14 protein-coding genes and 2 riboswitches are annotated in these 17067 nt (G+C 75.4%); of the genes, 5 read left to right on the top strand and 9 right to left on the bottom strand.

The features are described from left to right. Positions 1-13: 13 nt before the first annotated feature. The 3 genes from AB2L28_RS10840 to AB2L28_RS10850 are packed head-to-tail and all read right to left on the bottom strand — an operon-like array spanning position 14 to position 2644. On the bottom strand, positions 14-922 hold the full coding sequence (locus tag AB2L28_RS10840) for a MetQ/NlpA family ABC transporter substrate-binding protein (protein WP_370718743.1): 909 nt from the start codon (positions 920-922) through the stop codon (positions 14-16). Then, positions 912-1643 (bottom strand): methionine ABC transporter permease, encoded by a 732-nt coding sequence (locus AB2L28_RS10845; protein WP_370718744.1) that lies wholly within the window; start codon positions 1641-1643, stop codon positions 912-914. Before AB2L28_RS10845 ends, AB2L28_RS10840 begins: the two co-directional genes overlap by 11 nt. Continuing rightward, the gene (locus tag AB2L28_RS10850; protein WP_370718745.1) at positions 1640-2644 is read right to left on the bottom strand and encodes a methionine ABC transporter ATP-binding protein; all 1005 of its coding nucleotides are present in this window, start codon (positions 2642-2644) and stop codon (positions 1640-1642) included. The genes AB2L28_RS10845 and AB2L28_RS10850 overlap by 4 nt, the downstream gene beginning before the upstream one ends. 127 nt (positions 2645-2771) lie before the next feature. Then, positions 2772-2881: riboswitch (SAM riboswitch) on the bottom strand. A gap of 156 nt (positions 2882-3037) precedes the next feature. Next, a riboswitch (SAM riboswitch) is annotated at positions 3038-3119 on the top strand. A 10-nt stretch (positions 3120-3129) separates the two neighbouring features. Here AB2L28_RS10850 and sfnG point away from each other — a divergent pair. Continuing rightward, positions 3130-4275, top strand: coding sequence for a dimethylsulfone monooxygenase SfnG (gene sfnG / locus AB2L28_RS10855; RefSeq protein WP_370718746.1), 1146 nt, complete (start codon positions 3130-3132; stop codon positions 4273-4275). Positions 4276-4455: 180 nt separating this feature from the next. After that, the gene (gene idi / locus AB2L28_RS10860) at positions 4456-4986 is read left to right on the top strand and encodes an isopentenyl-diphosphate Delta-isomerase (protein WP_370718747.1); all 531 of its coding nucleotides are present in this window, start codon (positions 4456-4458) and stop codon (positions 4984-4986) included. A gap of 27 nt (positions 4987-5013) precedes the next feature. Here idi and AB2L28_RS10865 read toward each other — a convergent pair whose 3' ends face one another. The 4 genes from AB2L28_RS10865 to AB2L28_RS10880 form a co-directional block, all read right to left on the bottom strand. Further along, positions 5014-8718 (bottom strand): AAA family ATPase, encoded by a 3705-nt coding sequence (locus AB2L28_RS10865; RefSeq protein WP_370718748.1) that lies wholly within the window; start codon positions 8716-8718, stop codon positions 5014-5016. An 11-nt stretch (positions 8719-8729) separates the two neighbouring features. Further along, the gene (locus AB2L28_RS10870; RefSeq protein WP_370718749.1) at positions 8730-9986 is read right to left on the bottom strand and encodes a metallophosphoesterase family protein; all 1257 of its coding nucleotides are present in this window, start codon (positions 9984-9986) and stop codon (positions 8730-8732) included. Between the two features lie 85 nt (positions 9987-10071). Continuing rightward, on the bottom strand, positions 10072-10317 hold the full coding sequence (locus AB2L28_RS10875) for an acyl-CoA carboxylase subunit epsilon (protein WP_370718750.1): 246 nt from the start codon (positions 10315-10317) through the stop codon (positions 10072-10074). Then, a complete protein-coding gene (locus tag AB2L28_RS10880; RefSeq protein WP_370718751.1) occupies positions 10314-11936 on the bottom strand; it encodes an acyl-CoA carboxylase subunit beta in 1623 nt (540 codons plus the stop codon). The genes AB2L28_RS10875 and AB2L28_RS10880 overlap by 4 nt, the downstream gene beginning before the upstream one ends. Positions 11937-12047: 111 nt before the next feature. On the opposite strand from AB2L28_RS10880, the gene AB2L28_RS10885 reads away from it, so the two are divergent. Continuing rightward, positions 12048-13262: an NADP-dependent isocitrate dehydrogenase gene (locus tag AB2L28_RS10885; RefSeq protein ID WP_370718752.1), complete on the top strand. Its 1215-nt coding sequence runs from the start codon at positions 12048-12050 to the stop codon at positions 13260-13262. Positions 13263-13352: 90 nt separating this feature from the next. On the opposite strand, the gene ypfJ is transcribed toward AB2L28_RS10885, so the two are convergent. Beyond that, a complete protein-coding gene (gene ypfJ, locus AB2L28_RS10890; RefSeq protein WP_370718753.1) occupies positions 13353-14255 on the bottom strand; it encodes a KPN_02809 family neutral zinc metallopeptidase in 903 nt (300 codons plus the stop codon). Positions 14256-14316: 61 nt separating this feature from the next. On the opposite strand from ypfJ, the gene AB2L28_RS10895 reads away from it, so the two are divergent. Continuing rightward, positions 14317-15306 (top strand): nucleoside hydrolase, encoded by a 990-nt coding sequence (locus AB2L28_RS10895; protein ID WP_370718754.1) that lies wholly within the window; start codon positions 14317-14319, stop codon positions 15304-15306. Further along, positions 15303-16007 (top strand): tyrosine-protein phosphatase, encoded by a 705-nt coding sequence (locus AB2L28_RS10900; RefSeq protein ID WP_370718755.1) that lies wholly within the window; start codon positions 15303-15305, stop codon positions 16005-16007. Before AB2L28_RS10895 ends, AB2L28_RS10900 begins: the two co-directional genes overlap by 4 nt. A gap of 3 nt (positions 16008-16010) precedes the next feature. On the opposite strand, the gene AB2L28_RS10905 is transcribed toward AB2L28_RS10900, so the two are convergent. Further along, the gene (locus tag AB2L28_RS10905; protein WP_370718756.1) at positions 16011-17030 is read right to left on the bottom strand and encodes an ABC transporter substrate-binding protein; all 1020 of its coding nucleotides are present in this window, start codon (positions 17028-17030) and stop codon (positions 16011-16013) included. Between the last annotated feature and the right edge of the window lie 37 nt (positions 17031-17067).

Here is a 17067-nt window from a genome sequence, read left to right on the forward strand (position 1 = left end):
CCTCAGCGGGGGGTCAGCGCGCGTCGAGCGGGAGCAGGACGTCCTTCACCTCGGGGTCGGTGGCCAGGTACTCCTGCACCGCCGGGTCCTGGAACGTCGCGACGAGGGCCTCGATGTTGTCGGTGTCCTTCCAGCGCGAGCCGATCGTGAGCTGGCCGGCGAACTCGTCGGGGGCGGTCGGGGCGAAGATCTGCTGCTCGATCGGGACCTTCGCGGCGAGGTAGTACTCGGTGTACCCGACGGCCGCGTCCAGGTCCGGCAGCGCGCGGGACTGCGCGCCGAAGTCCAGCAGCGTGAACTTCAGGTCCTTGGGGTTCTGGGCGATGTCGTCCACCGTCGCCGATCCGACGTCCGTGCCCTCCTTCAGCGTGATGAGACCGGCCTCCTGCAGCACGAACAACCCCTGCGACTCGTTGGCCGGGTCGGAGTACAACGAGACGGTCCCGCCCTGCGGGATCTGCTCGGGGCTGCCCCACTTCGCCGACCACAGGCCGAAACCCCACCGGAACACCGGGGTCGCGGCCTCCTCCCGGAAGTCGGGGTTGGCCTGCAGGACCTGGCCGAGCCACAACCGGTGCTGGTAGATGGTGCCGGCCACCTCGCCGTCGCTCACGGCCCGGTTGATGGTGTTGGAGTCGGCCAGCGCCTTGAACGCGACGGTGATGCCGTGCTTGGGGGCGACCTCCTTCGCGACGTACTCGATGAGGGCCTGCTCCCGGGCGTTGCCCTCCGCGGTCGCGACGTACAGGGTCGCCCCCGCCTGCGTGTTCGCGGTGCTCTCCCCGCCCAGGCGGGGCACGACGATCGCGGCGGCGACGCCGAGCAGGACGACGGCCCCGCCCGCGACGAACGGCCAGCGCCGTCGCGTCCGGAGTTCGAAACCGTGGTCGTCGGTGGTGTGTTCGCGGGTCTCAGCGGACAAGGGTCGTCTCCTGCGTCGGGGTGGGGGTGGGGCGGTTCCTGGTGCGGGGGCGGCGACGGGTGCGCGGATCGGCCGCGCGGGCCAGGGCGTCACCGGTGAGCTGGACGAGGGCGACCAGCGCGACGAGGACGACGATCGTGGCGATCATCACGGCGTGGTCGAAGCGCTGGTACCCGTAGGTGACCGCGACGTAGCCGATCCCGCCGGCGCCGATGGTCCCGGCGATCGCGGAGTACTCGATCATCGCGATGGTGTTGATGGTGAACCCGCCGATGATCGAGGGGGTGGCCTCGGCCAGTTGCACCGTCGTGATGACCTGCAGCGGTGAGGCTCCCGAGGCCTGGGCGACCGCCACGAGGTTCGGCGGCACCGACCGCAGGGAGTTCTCCACGATGCGGGCGAAGAACGCGGTGCCCGCCAGGACCATCGGCACGACGGCCGCGCGGATGCCGATGTTCGTGCCGGTGACGAACCGGGTGAACGGGACGAGCGCGGCCATGAGGACGAGGAACGGCAGCGAGCGACCGGTGCTGACGACCCAGGACAGGACGGTGTGCGCGGGGCGGTTCTCCAGCAGTCCGCCGGGGGCCAGGTTGTGCACGAGGACGCCGATGGGCACCCCGAGCAGGACGACGATCGTCATGACGATGCCGACCATGAGCAGCGTGTCCAGCAGCGCCGGGGCGATGAGCGCGGGGATCTGCGCGAGCGGGGTGTTCACACGAGGTCCAGTTCCCGCGGGACGGCGGGGACCTGCGCGTGCAGCCCCCGGCGGTCCAGGGCGGTGGTGAGGGCGGTGGGGTCGACGCCGCCGGGGACCCCGAGGGTGGCGTGCCCGACGGTGCGGCCGGCGACGGTCCCGACCGAGGCCCCGAGCAGGGCGAGGTCGTGACCCAGTTCGCGGGACGTCGTGGTCAGCCAGTCGGCGGGCACGTCGTCACCGCGGTAGTGCACCTCCCAGACCGCCAGACCGCCCGCGTCGCCCACGCCGCGGCGGGGCAGCAGGGCCGCCCCGACGGGCGAGGCCGGGTCCCGCAGCACGTCCAGGAGCGGGGCCGCCTCGACGATCCGTCCGTGCTCCAGGCGGGCGACGGCGTCGGCCACGTCGACGACGGTGTCCATCTCGTGGGTGATGAACAGGATGGCCAGCCCGAGGTCGTCGCGCAGTTCCCGCAGCAGGCCGGTGATCGAGGCCGTGGCTTGCGGGTCCAGCCCCGAGGTGGCCTCGTCCGACAGCAGGACGCCGGGGCGCAGGGCCAGGGCGCGGGCGATGCCGACGCGCTGGCGCTGACCACCGGACAGCTCGTGCGGGTAGCGGTCGGCGAGCCCGGTCAGCCCGACCCGTTCGAGCAGTTCGGCCACGCGCCGCTGCCGGTCGCGGGCCACGACGCCGAGGTAGCGCAGCGGGAGCTCGACGTTCTGCGCGGCCGTGCGGCGCGTCTGCAGGCCGTCGGACTGGAAGATCGTCCCGATGCGGCGCCGCGCCTCGCGCAGCCGCCCCGCACCCAGCCGGGTGAGGTCCTGGCCGCCCACGACGACGGACCCCGACGTCGGGCGGGTCAACAGCGTCACGCACTGCGCGAGCGTGCTCTTGCCCGCGCCGCTGGGGCCCACGACGGCGGTGATGCTGCCGTCGGGGACGGTGAGGTCGAGGTGGTCCAGGACCGTCGTGGCGTGCGGGGGGTCCCCGTAGGTCTTGGTGAGGTGGCGCAGTTCGATCACGTCGTCTCCTGGGCGGCGTCCGGGCAGGGGAGGTCGCGGGCCCGGCGCGACGCCGGGTCCGGTGGGGAGGGGGAGCAGAGGGTGCGCTCAGCGGGAGCGGCGACAGTCCTTCGACACGGGAACTCCTGGTTCGTCCTTGCCCGCAACTCCTGCGGACCTGGTCCTCACCCGGAGCACCCCGTGACGAACCAGGGTTGCCGGCCAGCGAGCCGGGGCTTGACGCTGGCGCTCATGACCTGCCTCGACTGTGGCAGCCGCCGCAGACCCCCGTCAAGCGGTTCCGGGACGTCCGGAGTCGGAGAGGGGTCTCCGACATGCGTTGCGGGACAACGTCGTACCGGTCCCGAAAAGAGCCGGGAGCATCGGTCCGCCGGAGGGGGTACGCTGCGGGGGAACCCATCCAGAGCGGCTGAGAGACCTGGCTCGACGACGCCGCAGCAACCCACGGGGGTGCTACCGCCAGGACCGATGGAGGACGTTTCGCGATGCCCCTGCACGAGCCCCTGAAGTTCGCCTACTGGGTCCCCAACGTCTCCGGCGGTCTCGTCGTCTCGACGATCGAGCAGCGCACCAGCCACGACCCGGCCTACAACGTCGAGGTGGCCAAGGCCGCCGAACGCGTCGGTTTCGAGTACGCACTGACCCAGGTGCGCTACCTCGCCTCCTACGGCGCCGACGCCCAGCACGAGTCCACCTCGTTCTCCCTGGCCCTGCTGCTGGCCACCGAGCGGCTCAAGGTGATCGCCGCCGTCCACCCCTTCTTCTGGCACCCCGGTGTGCTCGCCAAGTTCGCCGCGACCGCGCAGGAACTCACCCAGAACCGCCTCGCGCTGAACATCGTGTCCGGCTGGTTCAAGAACGAGGCGACACAGCTCGGGGTCACCTGGCACGAGCACGACGACCGCTACAAGCAGTCCGAGGAGTTCATCGAGCTCCTGCGCGGGGTCTGGGGCGAGGACGGCTACAGCCAGTCCGGGGACTTCTTCAACGCCTCCGACATCACGTTCCGCCCGCAGCCCGCGGTCACCCCGGAGCTCTTCCAGGGCGGCAACTCCTCCGCCGCGCAGGCCATGGCCGGCCGCGTCAGCGACTGGTACTTCATGAACGGCAAGTCGATCGCGGGGGCCGCCCAGGGCGTCCGCGAGGTCTCCGCCCTCGCCGCGGAGAACGGGCGCACCGTCCGGTTCGGGCTCAACGGCTTCGCCCTCGTCCGCGACACCCGCGAGGAGGCCGAGGCCGTCCTGGAGGAGATCATCGCCAAGGCCGACCGCACCAAGGTCGAGGGCTTCGGCGCCGCCGTCCAGGAGGCGGGCAACTCCACCGGGGACGGCAAGGGCATGTGGGCGGACAGCGAGTTCCGCGACCTCGTGCAGTACAACGACGGGTTCCGCACCGGGCTCGTCGGCACCCCCGACGAGGTGGCGCGCCGCGTCCTGGCGTACCGGCTCGTCGGCGTCGACCTGCTGCTCCTCGGGTTCCTGCACGTCAAGGAGGAGGTCGAGGCGTTCGGCGAGCTCGTCATCCCGCGCGTGCGCGAGCTCGAGGCGCGCCTGGCCGCCGGTGAGGACCTGCAGCTCGGCGCCGAGCTCGACGAGGCCGTCGTCGCCGCGACCCAGCCCGTCCCGGCCTGAGCCGGGGCAGGGTGGCCGGGGTGTCCCGGTGGTCCCCGCCCGCGCGGTCCTGACCGCCGGCGGGACGGCGACGGACCACCGGGGGACCACGGGGGACCCTCCTGCCCGGGGTCGCGGCCGCGGCGCGCGTGTCGGCGTCGCGTGCTCGCCGTGCGCCGCCGAACGGCTTACGGTGCGGGGGTGACCCTCGCCCCCGCCGACCCCACCGTCGAACTGGTCGTCCTGCTGACCGACGACGGCACGCCCTGCGGCACGGCGCCGAAGGCCGACGTGCACCACACGAGCACCCCGCTCCACCTCGCGTTCTCCTGCTGGATCGTCGACGGGGCCGGTCGCACGCTGCTGACCCGGCGCGCAGCGGTCAAGCGGACGTGGCCGGGGGCGTGGACGAACTCCTTCTGCGGTCACCCCGGGCCCGGTGAGGACCCCGCCGACGCCGTGGCCCGGCGCTCGGTGCAGGAGCTCGGCGCGCCCGTCGCCGACGTGCAGCCGCTGCTGCCGGCGTTCCGGTACCGCGCGGTCATGGCCGACGGCACGGTCGAGAACGAGATCTGCCCCGTCTTCACGGCCCGCCTCGCCGGTGAGCTGGCCCTGGACCCGGCGGAGGCCGACGCCCACCGCTGGGTGGACCTGACCGACCTGCGCGCCGAGGTCGCGGCCGGGCCCGGCCCGTTCAGCCCGTGGATGCGGCTGCAGCTGCAGGAGTTCTGAGCCCCACCCGTCCCCGCTGGACCGGTGTCACCCGGTGCCCTCGCCGTCGTGGGCGGCGAGGTCGTGAGCCGCGAGGTCGTGAGCGGCCAGGTACTCCTGGACCAGCTGCTCGCTCACCCGCCCCCGGTCGGCGACGGCGCGCCCCTCCTCCCGCGCCCACGCCCGCACCAGTTGCGGGTCGACACCGCTGCGTCCCCGCCGATCGGCGCCCCGGGCGGGTGGGGTCCCGGGGTCCGGGAGCGCCGACGGGTCGGGCAGCCGGGTCACGGTCACCGCCGCCCCCGTCCCGGCCAGCTCCCCGGCCAGTTCCGCCGCCTGCGCGGCCACGTCGGCGTGGTGGGTCAGCAGCACCACCTGCACGTCACGGGCGAGCTCGGCCAGCGCCTCCAGCGCGGCGCGGGTGCGGACCTCGTCGAAGGTCATCAGCACGTCGTCCAGCACCACGGGCAGCGGGCCCTGGCCCGAGGCGACGAGGTCGCGGTGCTGGGCGGCCACCGCCGCCAGTCGCAACGCCAGGAAGACCTGGTCCGCGGTCCCCTCGCTGAGCCCGCCGGCCCCGTCGAGGAGTTCCCCGTCGGCCCGGCGCACCGCCAGGCGCCGGTCCCCGCCGTCGTCGAGGGCCACCAGACCGGTCCAGCGCCCCCCGGTCAGGAGCGTCAGCACCTCACCGGCCTCGGCCAGCAGCGGGTTGGCGCGGGCGGCCGAGAATTCCTCGAGCTGGCGACGCAGGACCGTGCGCTGCACGTCCACCACGACGTAGCGCTCGGTGTCGGCCTGCAACCCGGCCAGCGCCTCCGCGCGCTGGGCGGCCAGCACGTTCGCGTCGACGCCGGAGGTCAGCCGTTCCACCTCCACCTCGGCCCGGGCGAGGTCCTGGTGGGCCCGGGCCCAGACCTCGTGGGCCTCCTCGTCGGCCAGCGCCGCCGCCTCCTCGTCGGTCCGCAGGTCGGCGTCGGAGCGCCCACCGGTCTGCTCCAGCAGCGCCGGCACGTCCCCGGCGAGGCCCACCTCGGCGTCGAGGGCGGCGGTCTCGTCGCGTTCGCGGTCCTGCAGGTCCAGCAGGTCCCGGCTCCGGCGGGCGCGCCCGGCCAGGGCGGTCAGGTCCTCCCCCCCGGTCGCCAGGGCGGTCAGCCTCGCCTCGGCGCGCTCGCCGCGGGCGCGTCCGGCCGCGGCGGCGTCCGCCACCTCCTGCGCCTGCCGGTCCAGGTCGGTCGCGGTCCGCTCGTCGGCGCGGCTGCGGCCCAAGCGGTCCTGCACCGCCGCCAGGGCCACCTCGACCTGGTCGGGACGTCCGGTCCGGCCGGCGTCCCCCAGCCGTGCGGTGAGGTCGGCGACCTCGCGGGCGTGGGCCGCCACCCGGTCCTCCCGCTCCCGGGCGCGGTCCTGCTCGCGGCGGGCGACCGCGGCGGCGTCGGCCGCGGTCCGCAGGACCCGGGCGCGTTCGGCCCACCCGGCGGGCCCGAGGTCGGCGGGCAGACCGGCGGCCGCGACCGCCGCCCGGAAGGCCTCCTCGGCCCGGGCGGCGCCTCGTCGCAGGTCCTCGCAGCGGTGCGCGGCGAGCTGCGCGGCCCGGTCGTGCTCGGCGTCCAGGGCGCGCTGCACGGCGGCGGCCTCGGCGGTGGCGATGAGGGCGCGGGCGGTCTCCAGCCCCACGTCGAGACCGGCCTGCGGGTCGGCCGGGGCGACGGCCTGCGCGTCGGTGCTCCCGGCGCACCGGGACAGCACCACCGTGAGGGCGTCGAGCTGGGCCTGCACCTGCGTGCTCAGCTCGCGGGCCCGCCGGTCGTGGATCCCGACCGCGGCGCGTTCGGCGTCCAGCCGGCCCAGGGCCGCCAGCGCCGGCGCGGGGGCGCCGTCGGGAACCCGCAGGCCGGCCGCGGTGAAGGCCGCGGCGTACGCCTCCTGCACCGCCTCGGCCGCGGTCGCGGTGCTCCGCGCCCGCTCGCCGGCGGTCGCGGCCGCCTCGGCGGCCCGGTCGGCGGCCCGGCGCAGTTCCCGCAGCCGGGCGGTGGCCTCGGCGTGGTCGAGCAGTGCGTCGGCGGCGGCGTCGGCGCGGGCCACCGCGGCCAGCGCAGCGGGGCCGTCGACGTGGACACCGTTCTCGCGCAGCGGTTCCAGCAGCTCGTCCCGGACCGCGCGGGCGGCGCGCAGCGCCTCCTCGTCCGCGCCGCCGGTGCCCTCCTGAGCCTGCCCGAGCTCGTCCGAGCTCGTCCGCGCCGCGTCCGCGCACCGGTCGTGCTCGGCGGCGGCGCGGTCGTGCTCCTCCCGGGCCCGGACCAGGGTCTCGTGGGCGGCCCGGACGGTGGCGGGGTCCAGGGCGGGTGGTTCGTCGGCCGCCGCGTCGGGGTCGAGCGCCCCGGCCGCCACGGCCTCCGCGCGGGCAGCCGCCCACCGCTCGTCGCGCGCGGCCAGGGTGGCGCGCCGCTCCCGGGCCGCGGACCCGTCCCGGCCGGCGGCGGCCACCACCGCCCGCAGGGCCGCGACGTCCTCGTCCGCGATCTCCTGCAGGGGGTCACGACCCGCCGTGGCCTCCCGGGCCCGGTCGAGCTCCGAGGCCGCGCGCGCGGCCTCGGCAGCCACCTCGGTGTGCGCCGCGGCCAGCTCGGACAGGTCGGCGGCCCGGTCGGCGGGGACGTGCCAGCGGGAGAGCAGGTCGGGGACGACCTCGGCGGCCGGTCCCTCGGGCACCGGGCCCAGGGCGGCCAGCGCCTGCCGGGCGGTGTGCCAGGACTCGTCGGCGCTCGCGCGCGCCCGCAGCGCCTCGGCGGCGTCCTGCGCCCGGGCCTGGCGAGCCCCGGTGAGCGCGTCGATCCGCGCCCCGGCCGCCAGGACGTCGGCCTCGACCGTGCAGCGCGCGCGGCTGTCCGCCAGGACCGCGGCGCGCTCGGTCAGCTCGTCGACGGCGCTCGCGGCCGCGGCCAGCTCGGCGGCCGCCGCGTCGTGGTCGGCCACGTCGGCCGGTCCGAGGACCCCGCCGAGCCCGGTGAGGTCCGCGGTGGCGGCCGCGACCTGCTCGCGGGTGCGCAGCAGGGCCCGGGCCCGGGGCGCCAGCCGCAGGCGCAGCGTCGCCTCCTCGTGCCGGGCGCGCACGGTCCGCAGCCGCGCCTGGGCGCGCTCGGCCTCCTCCCGCGCGGTCCCGGCGGCGGCCCGGGCCGCCTCCACCAGCCCGGCGCGGGTCGCGGTGCCCGCCAGCTGCTCGTCGAGCGCCCGGACGTCCGCGACGCCGTCCTTGACCGCCGAGCGCCCCCGCGGGCGCCACAGGCGTTCGGCCTCGGCCTCCAGGGCGGCGAGCAGGTCCTGCGCCCCGCTGCCGTGGTGGGCGCTGAAGACGAGGCCGGCGAGGTCGCCCTCCCCCCGCAGGACCCGGCGCCCACCGGCGCGCAGCTGCTCGTGGTCCAGGCCCAGCCGGCTCGTCCAGGCCGCCCGGTCCCAGCCGTCCTGGGCCCACGGGGCGGGGACCGGCTCGTCGTCGCGCAGCAGGCCCCGGGAGGAGCGGACCAGCTCGTGCCCGCCGGAACCGCCGGGGCCGGGCTGCCACCGGGCCCCCACCCGCAGGCGGGCCCGGGCGTGGACGAAGGCGTAGCGCGGGCTCCTCTCGAAACCCCACAGCAGGTCGCCGACGGCGGCCAGCAGGGTCGACTTGCCCGACTCGTTGGGCCCGAGGACGACGGTCAGGCCCTCCCCGAGCTCGACCGCCGCGCTCTCGAAGGCGCCGTAGGGCGCGAGGGTCACCGCGCGCAGCATCAGCGGCCCCCCAGCCGGGTCGAGAGGTCGTCGGCGGCCCGGCGCGCGAGCGCGCCCACCGTCCGGGGGTCGCCCAGGTCGAGCAGCCCGGCGTCGGACAGCAGCCGCCCGACCTCCCCGCGCACCCCCCGCAGCGCCTGGGTCAGCGCCGGGTCCCGGGCCAGGGCGTCGGCGGCCGCCCGGACCGCCGCGACCAGCTCCGGGTCGTCCTCGCCCCCCGCGCTCGGGAGCCGGGCGTGCGACCGGACCCTCTCGAGGACGACGCCGGCGGCCTCGGCCGCCTGCTCGGCCTCCTGGCGCAGGCGTTCGGCGTCGGCCAGGTCGGCCGCCGCGGCCGTCGGACCGGACAGCACCGCCCGGACCACGAGGGGGCGGTCCCCGGCGTCGCGGCGCGTGCGCAGCATCCGGTCCCGCAGCGCACCCATCACCTCGGCGACGTCGACGGCGCCGGTGACGTCGACGTCCAGGGACTCCCAGCGGGCCACGTCCAGGGCGTGGAAGGTCAGCCGGGCCTGCTCGCCGGGCACGAGGTCGACGACGTAGGCGCCCTTGGCCCCGGTCTCCCGGGGGTGCCGGCCCTGCAGGTTGCCCGAGTAGGCGACCGTCGTCGCGCCGGTGGCCAGGACCTCGCGCGCGTGCACGTGCCCGAGGGCGACGTACTCGTACCCCAGCGCGGTCAGGTCGTCGATCGAGCAGGGCGCGTACCGCTCGTGCTCGCCGCCGCTGCGGCTGCCGTCGACGGTGGCGTGCAGCAGACCGACGTTGACCACGCCCGGTACGCGGCGGGGGTAGCCGGCGGCGAGGTTGGAGGACACCGCCCGGGTCCGGTACCCCTGGCCGTGCACGGCCAGCCCCAGGTCCTCGTCCACCACGGTGCCGGGGGAGTCCACCCCGAACCGGTGCGCGTTCGGCGGGAGGGTGAGGGAGTGGGTGATCTGGCTCTCCGCGTCGTGGTTGCCCGACACGATGAACACCGCGATCCCCGAGTCGGCCAGGCGCTGCACCTGCCGGGTGAAGAACCGGCCGGTGGCGTAGTCGTGCCAGGTGCCGTCGTAGAGGTCCCCGGCCAGCACCAGCGCGTCGGCCCGCTGCGTCTCGCACAGGGCGACCAGGGCCTCCAGCGCCCCGCGGGTGGCGGCGCGCAGGGTGTCGGCGACGGCGTCGTCACCGAGCCGGCGCAGCCCGCGCAACGGGGAGTCCAGGTGCACGTCCGCGGCGTGGACGACGCGGACCGCGTCCGCGGGGCGGTCGGTCACCACGAGGAGCCCCGGCTGCGCGTCACGTCCTCGACCGTAGGCGAGCCCGGCGACACGGTCCCGCCGACGCGCCGCGGGGGGAGCCTCAGCGGGGCAGGGCGCTCGCGCGCCAGGACCCCTGCCCGGGGGCGGGGGGCAGGCCGAGCGCGTGCCGCCGGTCCGCCCACCGCGACCGCGGCGCCGGCACGTCCGCCACCTGCGGGGCGCGCTCGCGCAGCCGGGAGGTCAGGACGACCGTCAGGGCGGCCAGCTCCTCCGGGGCGGGGTTGCCCCGCTCGATGCGCAGCGACCTCAGCAGGTGCCCGACCGCGGCCTCGTCCCCGGTGCTCACAGCGGGATGTTCCCGTGCTTCTTGGCGGGCAGCGTGGCCCGCTTCGTGGCCAGCGCCCGCAGCGCGCGCGCCACCTGCACGCGCGTCTGGCTGGGGGCGATGACGGCGTCCACGAACCCGCGCTCGGCCGCGACGTAGGGGTTCGCGAGCTGCAGCTCGTAGTCGTCGACGAGGTCGCGCCGGGTGGCCTCGACGTCCTCGCCGTTCTCCGCAGCGGCCTTCAAGGCGTTGCGCTGCAAGATGTTCACCGCGCCCTGGGCCCCCATGACGGCGATCTGCGCGCTCGGCCAGGCCAGGCACACGTCGGCACCCATCTCCTTGCTGCCCATGACGATGTAGGCCCCGCCGTAGGCCTTGCGCGTGATGACCGTGACGAGCGGGACGGTGGCCTCGGCGTAGGCGTAGAGCAGTTTCGCCCCGCGCCGGATGATGCCGTTCCACTCCTGGTCGGTGCCGGGCAGGAACCCCGGCACGTCGACGAACGTGAGGACCGGGACGTTGAAGGCGTCGCAGAGGCGGACGAAGCGGGCCGCCTTCTCGGAGGCGTCGATGTCGAGGGTCCCGGCCAGCTGCTGCGGCTGGTTCGCCACGACCCCCACGGGGCGGCCCTCGACGCGGCCGAAACCCGTCAGGACGTTGGGGGCGAACAGCTCGTGGACCTGCAGGAACACCTCGTCGTCCAGGACGGCGCCGATCACGGCGGCCATGTCGTAGGGCTGGTTCGCCGAGTCCGGGACGATGGTGTCGAGCACCAGGTCGTCCTCGTCGACGAGCAGGTCGCGCTCGTCCTCCGGCGGCAGCAGGGGCGCCTCGGACAGGTTGTTCGAGGGCAGGAACGACAGCAGCTCGCGGACGTACTCGATGGCGTCGTCCTCGCTCTCGGCGAGGTGGTGCGCCACGCCGGAACGGGTGGCGTGGGTGCGCCCGCCGCCGAGCTCCTCGAAGCCGACGTCCTCGCCGGTGACGGTCCGGATGACGTCCGGGCCCGTGACGAACATGTGCGAGGTCTCCTCGACCATGACCGTGATGTCGGTCAGGGCGGGGGAGTAGACCGCCCCGCCGGCCGAGGGGCCCAGGATCAGGGAGATCTGCGGGACGACGCCGGAGGCGTGCACGTTGCGGCGGAAGATGCGCGCGTACTGCACCAGGGAGGCGACGCCCTCCTGGATGCGCGCGCCGCCGCCGTCGTTGATGCCGACGACCGGGCAGCCCGTGGTGGCCGCGAAGTCCTGCAGCTCGGCGATCTTGGCGCCGTGCTCCTCGCCGAGGGAACCGCCGAAGGCCGTGAAGTCCTGGGCGTACACGCACACCGGGCGCCCGTCCACCGTGGCGTAGCCGGTGACGACGCCGTCACCGTCGACGTGCTTGGCGGCCATCCCGAAGGCGGTGGCGCGGCTGCGGACCAGGCCGCCGCGCTCGACGAAGGAGTCCTCGTCGACGAGGGCCGCGATGCGCTCGCGGGCCGTCTTCTTCCCGCGCGGGTGCTGCTTGGCGGCGGCGCGCTCGTCGGCGGCCCGGACGGCCCCGTCGGCCCGGGCGTGCAGCCCCGCGAGCTGGCCCGCGGTGGACCGGGGGTCGGGCCGGGGGTCGAGCTGCTGAGACGTCTCGGGACTGCTCACGGGGCCGCAGCGTACGGGACGCCGCGACCCCCGCGGTGACGGCGCGAGGAGGCGGGAGCGGTAGCTTGACGTCGAGAGAGAGCCGTCAGTGGAGTCGGAGGGGACAGCACAGTGGCCAAGATCAAGGTTCAGGGTCCGGTCGTCGAGCTCGACGGCGACGAGATGACCCGGATCATCTGGCAGTTCATCAAGGACCGCCTGATCCACCCGTACCTCGACGTCGACCTGGAGTACTACGACCTGGGCGTCGAGCACCGCGACGCCACCGACGACCAGGTGACGATCGACGCGGCGCACGCCATCCAGAAGGCCGGCGTCGGCGTGAAGTGCGCCACCATCACCCCGGACGAGGCGCGCGTCGAGGAGTTCGGCCTCAAGAAGATGTGGCGGTCCCCGAACGGGACGATCCGCAACATCCTCGGCGGCGTGATCTTCCGCGAGCCGATCATCATCGACAACATCCCGCGCCTGGTGCCGGGCTGGACGAAGCCGATCATCGTCGGCCGCCACGCCTACGGCGACCAGTACCGCGCGACGGACTTCACGTTCCCCGGCGAGGGGACGCTGACCGTCACCTTCACCCCGAAGGACGGCGGCGAGCCGATCGAGCACGAGGTCTTCCAGGCCCCCGGCGCCGGTGTGTCGCTGTCGATGTACAACCTCGACAGCTCCATCGTCGACTTCGCCCGCGCGTCGCTGAACTACGGCCTGGCGCGGAACTACCCGGTGTACCTGTCGACGAAGAACACGATCCTGAAGGCCTACGACGGCCGGTTCAAGGACATCTTCGAAGAGGTGTTCCAGAACGAGTTCAAGGACAAGTTCGCACAGGCCGGGATCACGTACGAGCACCGCCTCATCGACGACATGGTCGCGGCGTCCCTGAAGTGGGAGGGCGGCTACGTCTGGGCCTGCAAGAACTACGACGGCGACGTCCAGTCCGACACCGTCGCCCAGGGCTTCGGCTCGCTCGGGCTCATGACGTCGGTGCTGTCCACCCCGGACGGCTCGGTCGTCGAGGCGGAGGCCGCGCACGGCACCGTGACCCGCCACTACCGCCAGCACCAGCAGGGCAAGCCGACCTCGACGAACCCCATCGCGTCGATCTACGCGTGGACCCGGGGCCTGGCCCACCGCGGCAAGCTGGACTCCACCCCCGAGGTCACCGGTTTCGCCGAGACCCTCGAGGACGTCGTCATCAAGACCGTCGAGAGCGGCAAGATGACGAAGGACCTCGCGCTGCTCGTCGGGCCGGACCAGGCCTGGCAGACCACCGAGGAGTTCCTCGGCACGCTCGACGAGAACCTCGCCGCCCGCCTGGGCTGAGGACTCCCCGGGAGGGGGCCGTTCGCCGCGGGCGACGGCCCCCTCCTCGCGTCCGGGGGTCTCTAGAGGGACTGGGCTAGAGGGACTGGGTTAGAGGGACTGGGTCGCGAACGTGTCGCACTGGCGCGGGTCACCCGTCCGCAAACCCTGCGTGAACCAGCGCTGGCGCTGCTGCGACGTCCCGTGCGAGTAGCTGGCGGGGTCCGCGCTGCCGTCCCCGAGGGTGGTCTGGATGAAGTCGTCGCCGATGCGGGCCGCGTCGTCCAGGGCGCGGTCGACGTCGTCCTGGGTGAGCTCGGCGATGAGCGGGGCTCCGGAGTCGTCCGGCACCGTCGTCGCGTGGTTCGCCCACGCGCCCGCGTAGCAGTCGGCCTGCAGCTCCAGCCGCACGCTGCCGCTCGTCGGGCCCGTCTCGCCGGGCTGGACCCGGTCGGTCGTCCCGAGCAGGTGCTGGACGTGGTGGCCGTACTCGTGGGCGACGACGTAGGCGTCGACGAACGTGCCGCCCTGCGCCCCGAACCGTTCCCGCAGCTCCTCGAAGAACGACAGGTCCAGGTAGACCCGCTCGTCGGCCGGGCAGTAGAACGGTCCGGTCCCCGACGAGGCCGCGCCGCACCCGGTCCGCGTCGCCCCGGAGAAGTAGACCGTCCGCGTGGGGACGTACCCGTCGCCGAGGACGCCGCCCCAGTAGTCCTGGATCGACTCGATGTCGGCGACGACGGCGCACTCGCGCCGGGCGTTCGCGTCGGCCCCCGTGCGGCACTCCTGAGCGAGCTGGCCGTCGTCGATCGTCTGGCCCGCACCGAGCTGGTCGAGGCTCGACCCGGCCTGCTGCGTCGGGTCGCTGCCGCCGAGGACCTGGAACAGCACGAGGACGAGGACCCCCACGAGCCCGAGCCCCCCGCCGCCGATCGCGACGGTCCGCCCGCCCCCGCCGCGCCGGCGGTCCTCCACGCCGCTCGCGTCCAGGCTGGCGTCGTCCCGGTACCTCATGCGGCACAGCCTGTCGGCACGCCCGGCCGGTCGCCACCGGACGGTCCCTAGGGTGGGGCCCGTGACCGACACCCCCCGCCGCCAGGTGGTCGTGGACACCGACACCGGCCTCGACGACGCCCTCGCCCTGCTCCTGCTCGCCGGCTCCCCGCACGCCGACGTCGCCGCCGTCACCACCGTCTACGGCAACTGCGTCGTGGAGGACTCCCTGCGCAACGCCGCGCACGTCCTGCGGCTGGCCGGCCTGGACGACGTGCCCCTGACGCGCGGGGCGGCCGGCCCCCTCGTGGGCCAGGCCCACATCGCCGGCTACGTCCACGGCAGCGACGGGCTCGGTGACCTCGGCCTGGACCGGCCCGACCCGCGGACCACCCCCGACTCCGCGGCCGAACGCCTCGTGGCGCTCGCGGACGCCGAGCCCGGCCGCTACGACGTCCTCGCGCTCGGGCCGCTCACGAACATCGCCCTCGCCCTGCGGCTGGACCCGCGGTTCCTGTTCAAGGTGCGGTCCCTGACGCTCATGGGCGGCTCCGGCCCGTACCAGCCGCTGGGACGTTCGCTCATGGTCGACGCGAACGTCCAGAACGACCCCGACGCCGCGCACGAGGTCTTCGCCGCCGACCGCCCCGCCGACGACACCGTGACCATGGTCGGCGTCGACGTCACCGGGACGGTCGTCCTCGACGAGGCCATGACGTCCTCGCTGCGGCACGCCGGGACCGCCTGGGGCACCTTCGCCGCCGACGTCCTGGACGCCTACCACCGGTTCTACGTCCACGAGTGGGGCCGCGACGTCGCGCCCGTGCACGACCCGCTGGCCGCGGCCGTCGTCGCCGACCCCTCCCTCGTCCTGCGGCGGGTCAGCGCCCCGGCCGCGGTGACGACGAACGGGTTCGCGACGCGCGCCCGGCTGCTGGAACTGCCCGACGGGACACCGGCCGCGCTGCCGCAGGAGATCGCGCTGCGCCCCGCGACAGCGGTCGTGGAGGTGGACCGGGCGCGGTTCCTCGCCGGGTTCGTCCGGACCCTGGCCGAGGGGCGGACCCGGTGAGCGACGAACCCCTGGACCAGGTGGCGAACCTGCGCGACGTCGCCCACACCGATCCGCGGCTGCGGCCCGGCGTCCTGTGGCGCAGCGCCCAGCCCCACGCCGGCGACGGGACGCCGCGGGAGGTCGACGCCTGGCCGCCCGCCACCGTCGTGGACCTGCGCTCGGCGGCCGAGGTGCCCGGGGCCGGCCACCCCTTGCGGCTGCCCGGCACGCAGGTGCACTCCGTCCCGCTGCTGGACCACGCGGGGGACCCGGCAGCCCTGGAGCAGCGGCGCCGGACGCTCGTCGAGGTGTACCTGGCGATGCTGGAACCGGGGACGGGCCTGCTGCGGGCCGTGGAGCTCGTCGCGACCTCGCCCGCCCCGGTCCTCGTGCACTGCGCCGCGGGCAAGGACCGCACCGGTCTCGTCGTCGCCCTCGTCCTGCGCCTCGTGGGGGTCTCCCGCGAGGCCGTGCTCGCGGACTTCGCCCTGACCACCGCCGCGATGCCCGACGTGGTGCGGCGCCTGCTCGCCACCTCGCCGCTGCCCCCGGGGGCGGACCTGTCGACGCTGCCGGCCGAGTACTTCACGGCCCCGGCCGAGACGCTCGCCGCGGTGCTCGACGTGTGGGACGCCCACGACGGGGGCACGCAGGGGTGGGCCCTCGCCCACGGCGGCGCCCCCGACCTCGTCGACCGGCTGCGCGCGCAGCTGCTGTGACCCTCAGCCGAGGGCGCGTTCCAGCTCCTCCAGGACGACCCGCGCGGCCGTCGGCCCGGTGTTGAGGAAGAACGCGTCGTCGTCGACCTGGACGGCCCGGCCCGCCCGGACGGCGCCGAGGTCGTCCCACGTGGGCAGCGACGTGAGCTCGGCGGCGTCGCCGCCCTGCACGCCGAAGAACAACCGGTCGCCGTCGGCGAGGTCGAGCTGCTCGAGGCTGAGGTCGCGGGAGGTGTCGTCGGTGAAGCTCTGGGCCGCCGGCCGGGCCAGGCCGGCGTCCTCGGCGACCGACCCGCTGAACGAGGCGACGCCGAAGACGCGGACGCGGTCGCCGTTGCGGCGCAGGAAGGACACCGTGGGGGAGGGGCTGGGCGCCAGCGCCGCCGCGCGCGCGTGGTGCTCGTCCAGCCACGCCTGCGCGCGCTGCCGCAGCCCGAGGCCGTCGGCCAGCAGCAGCAGGTCCTGCTTCCAGCGCAGACCGGTGCCCTGGGTGACGACGGTCGGCGCGATCGCCTGCAGCGCACCGAGGACGTCACCGTCCTTCGCGGTGGCGTTGACGAGCACGAGGTCCGGGGCGAGGGCCGCGACGGCCTCCAGGTTCGGCTGGGAGCGGGTCCCGAGGTCGGCGACGGCGTCCAGGGCGGCGGCGTCGCCGGGGAACCGCTCGCGCAGGTAGTCCGGGACGCGACCCGCCCCCTCGCCCGCGGTCGCCCCCACCGGGACGACGCCGAGGGTCAGGGCCGCGTCCATCTGCCCCGTCGAGACGACGACCACCCGCGCGGGAGGCGCGGGGACCCTCGTCGAGCCCGCGGCGTGCACCACCGTCCGCGGGAAGACGCCGTCGTCCTGGCCGCTGCCCCAGCCGGCCGGCAGCTCCCGGGGCGTCACCCAGGCGCTCGCGGTCGTCGGGGCGCTGGACGTCGCGGGGGCGGGGGTGCCCCCGGTGGACGTGCCGGAGCACCCGGCGAGCAGGAGACCGGCCCCGGCCCCGAGGAACAGACGACGGTCGAGACGAGCGGTCACGGGGGCGAGGATAGCCTCACCGAACTCGAGGGGGTCG

Source organism: Kineococcus mangrovi (assembly GCF_041320705.1).
Classification (GTDB): domain Bacteria; phylum Actinomycetota; class Actinomycetes; order Actinomycetales; family Kineococcaceae; genus Kineococcus; species Kineococcus mangrovi.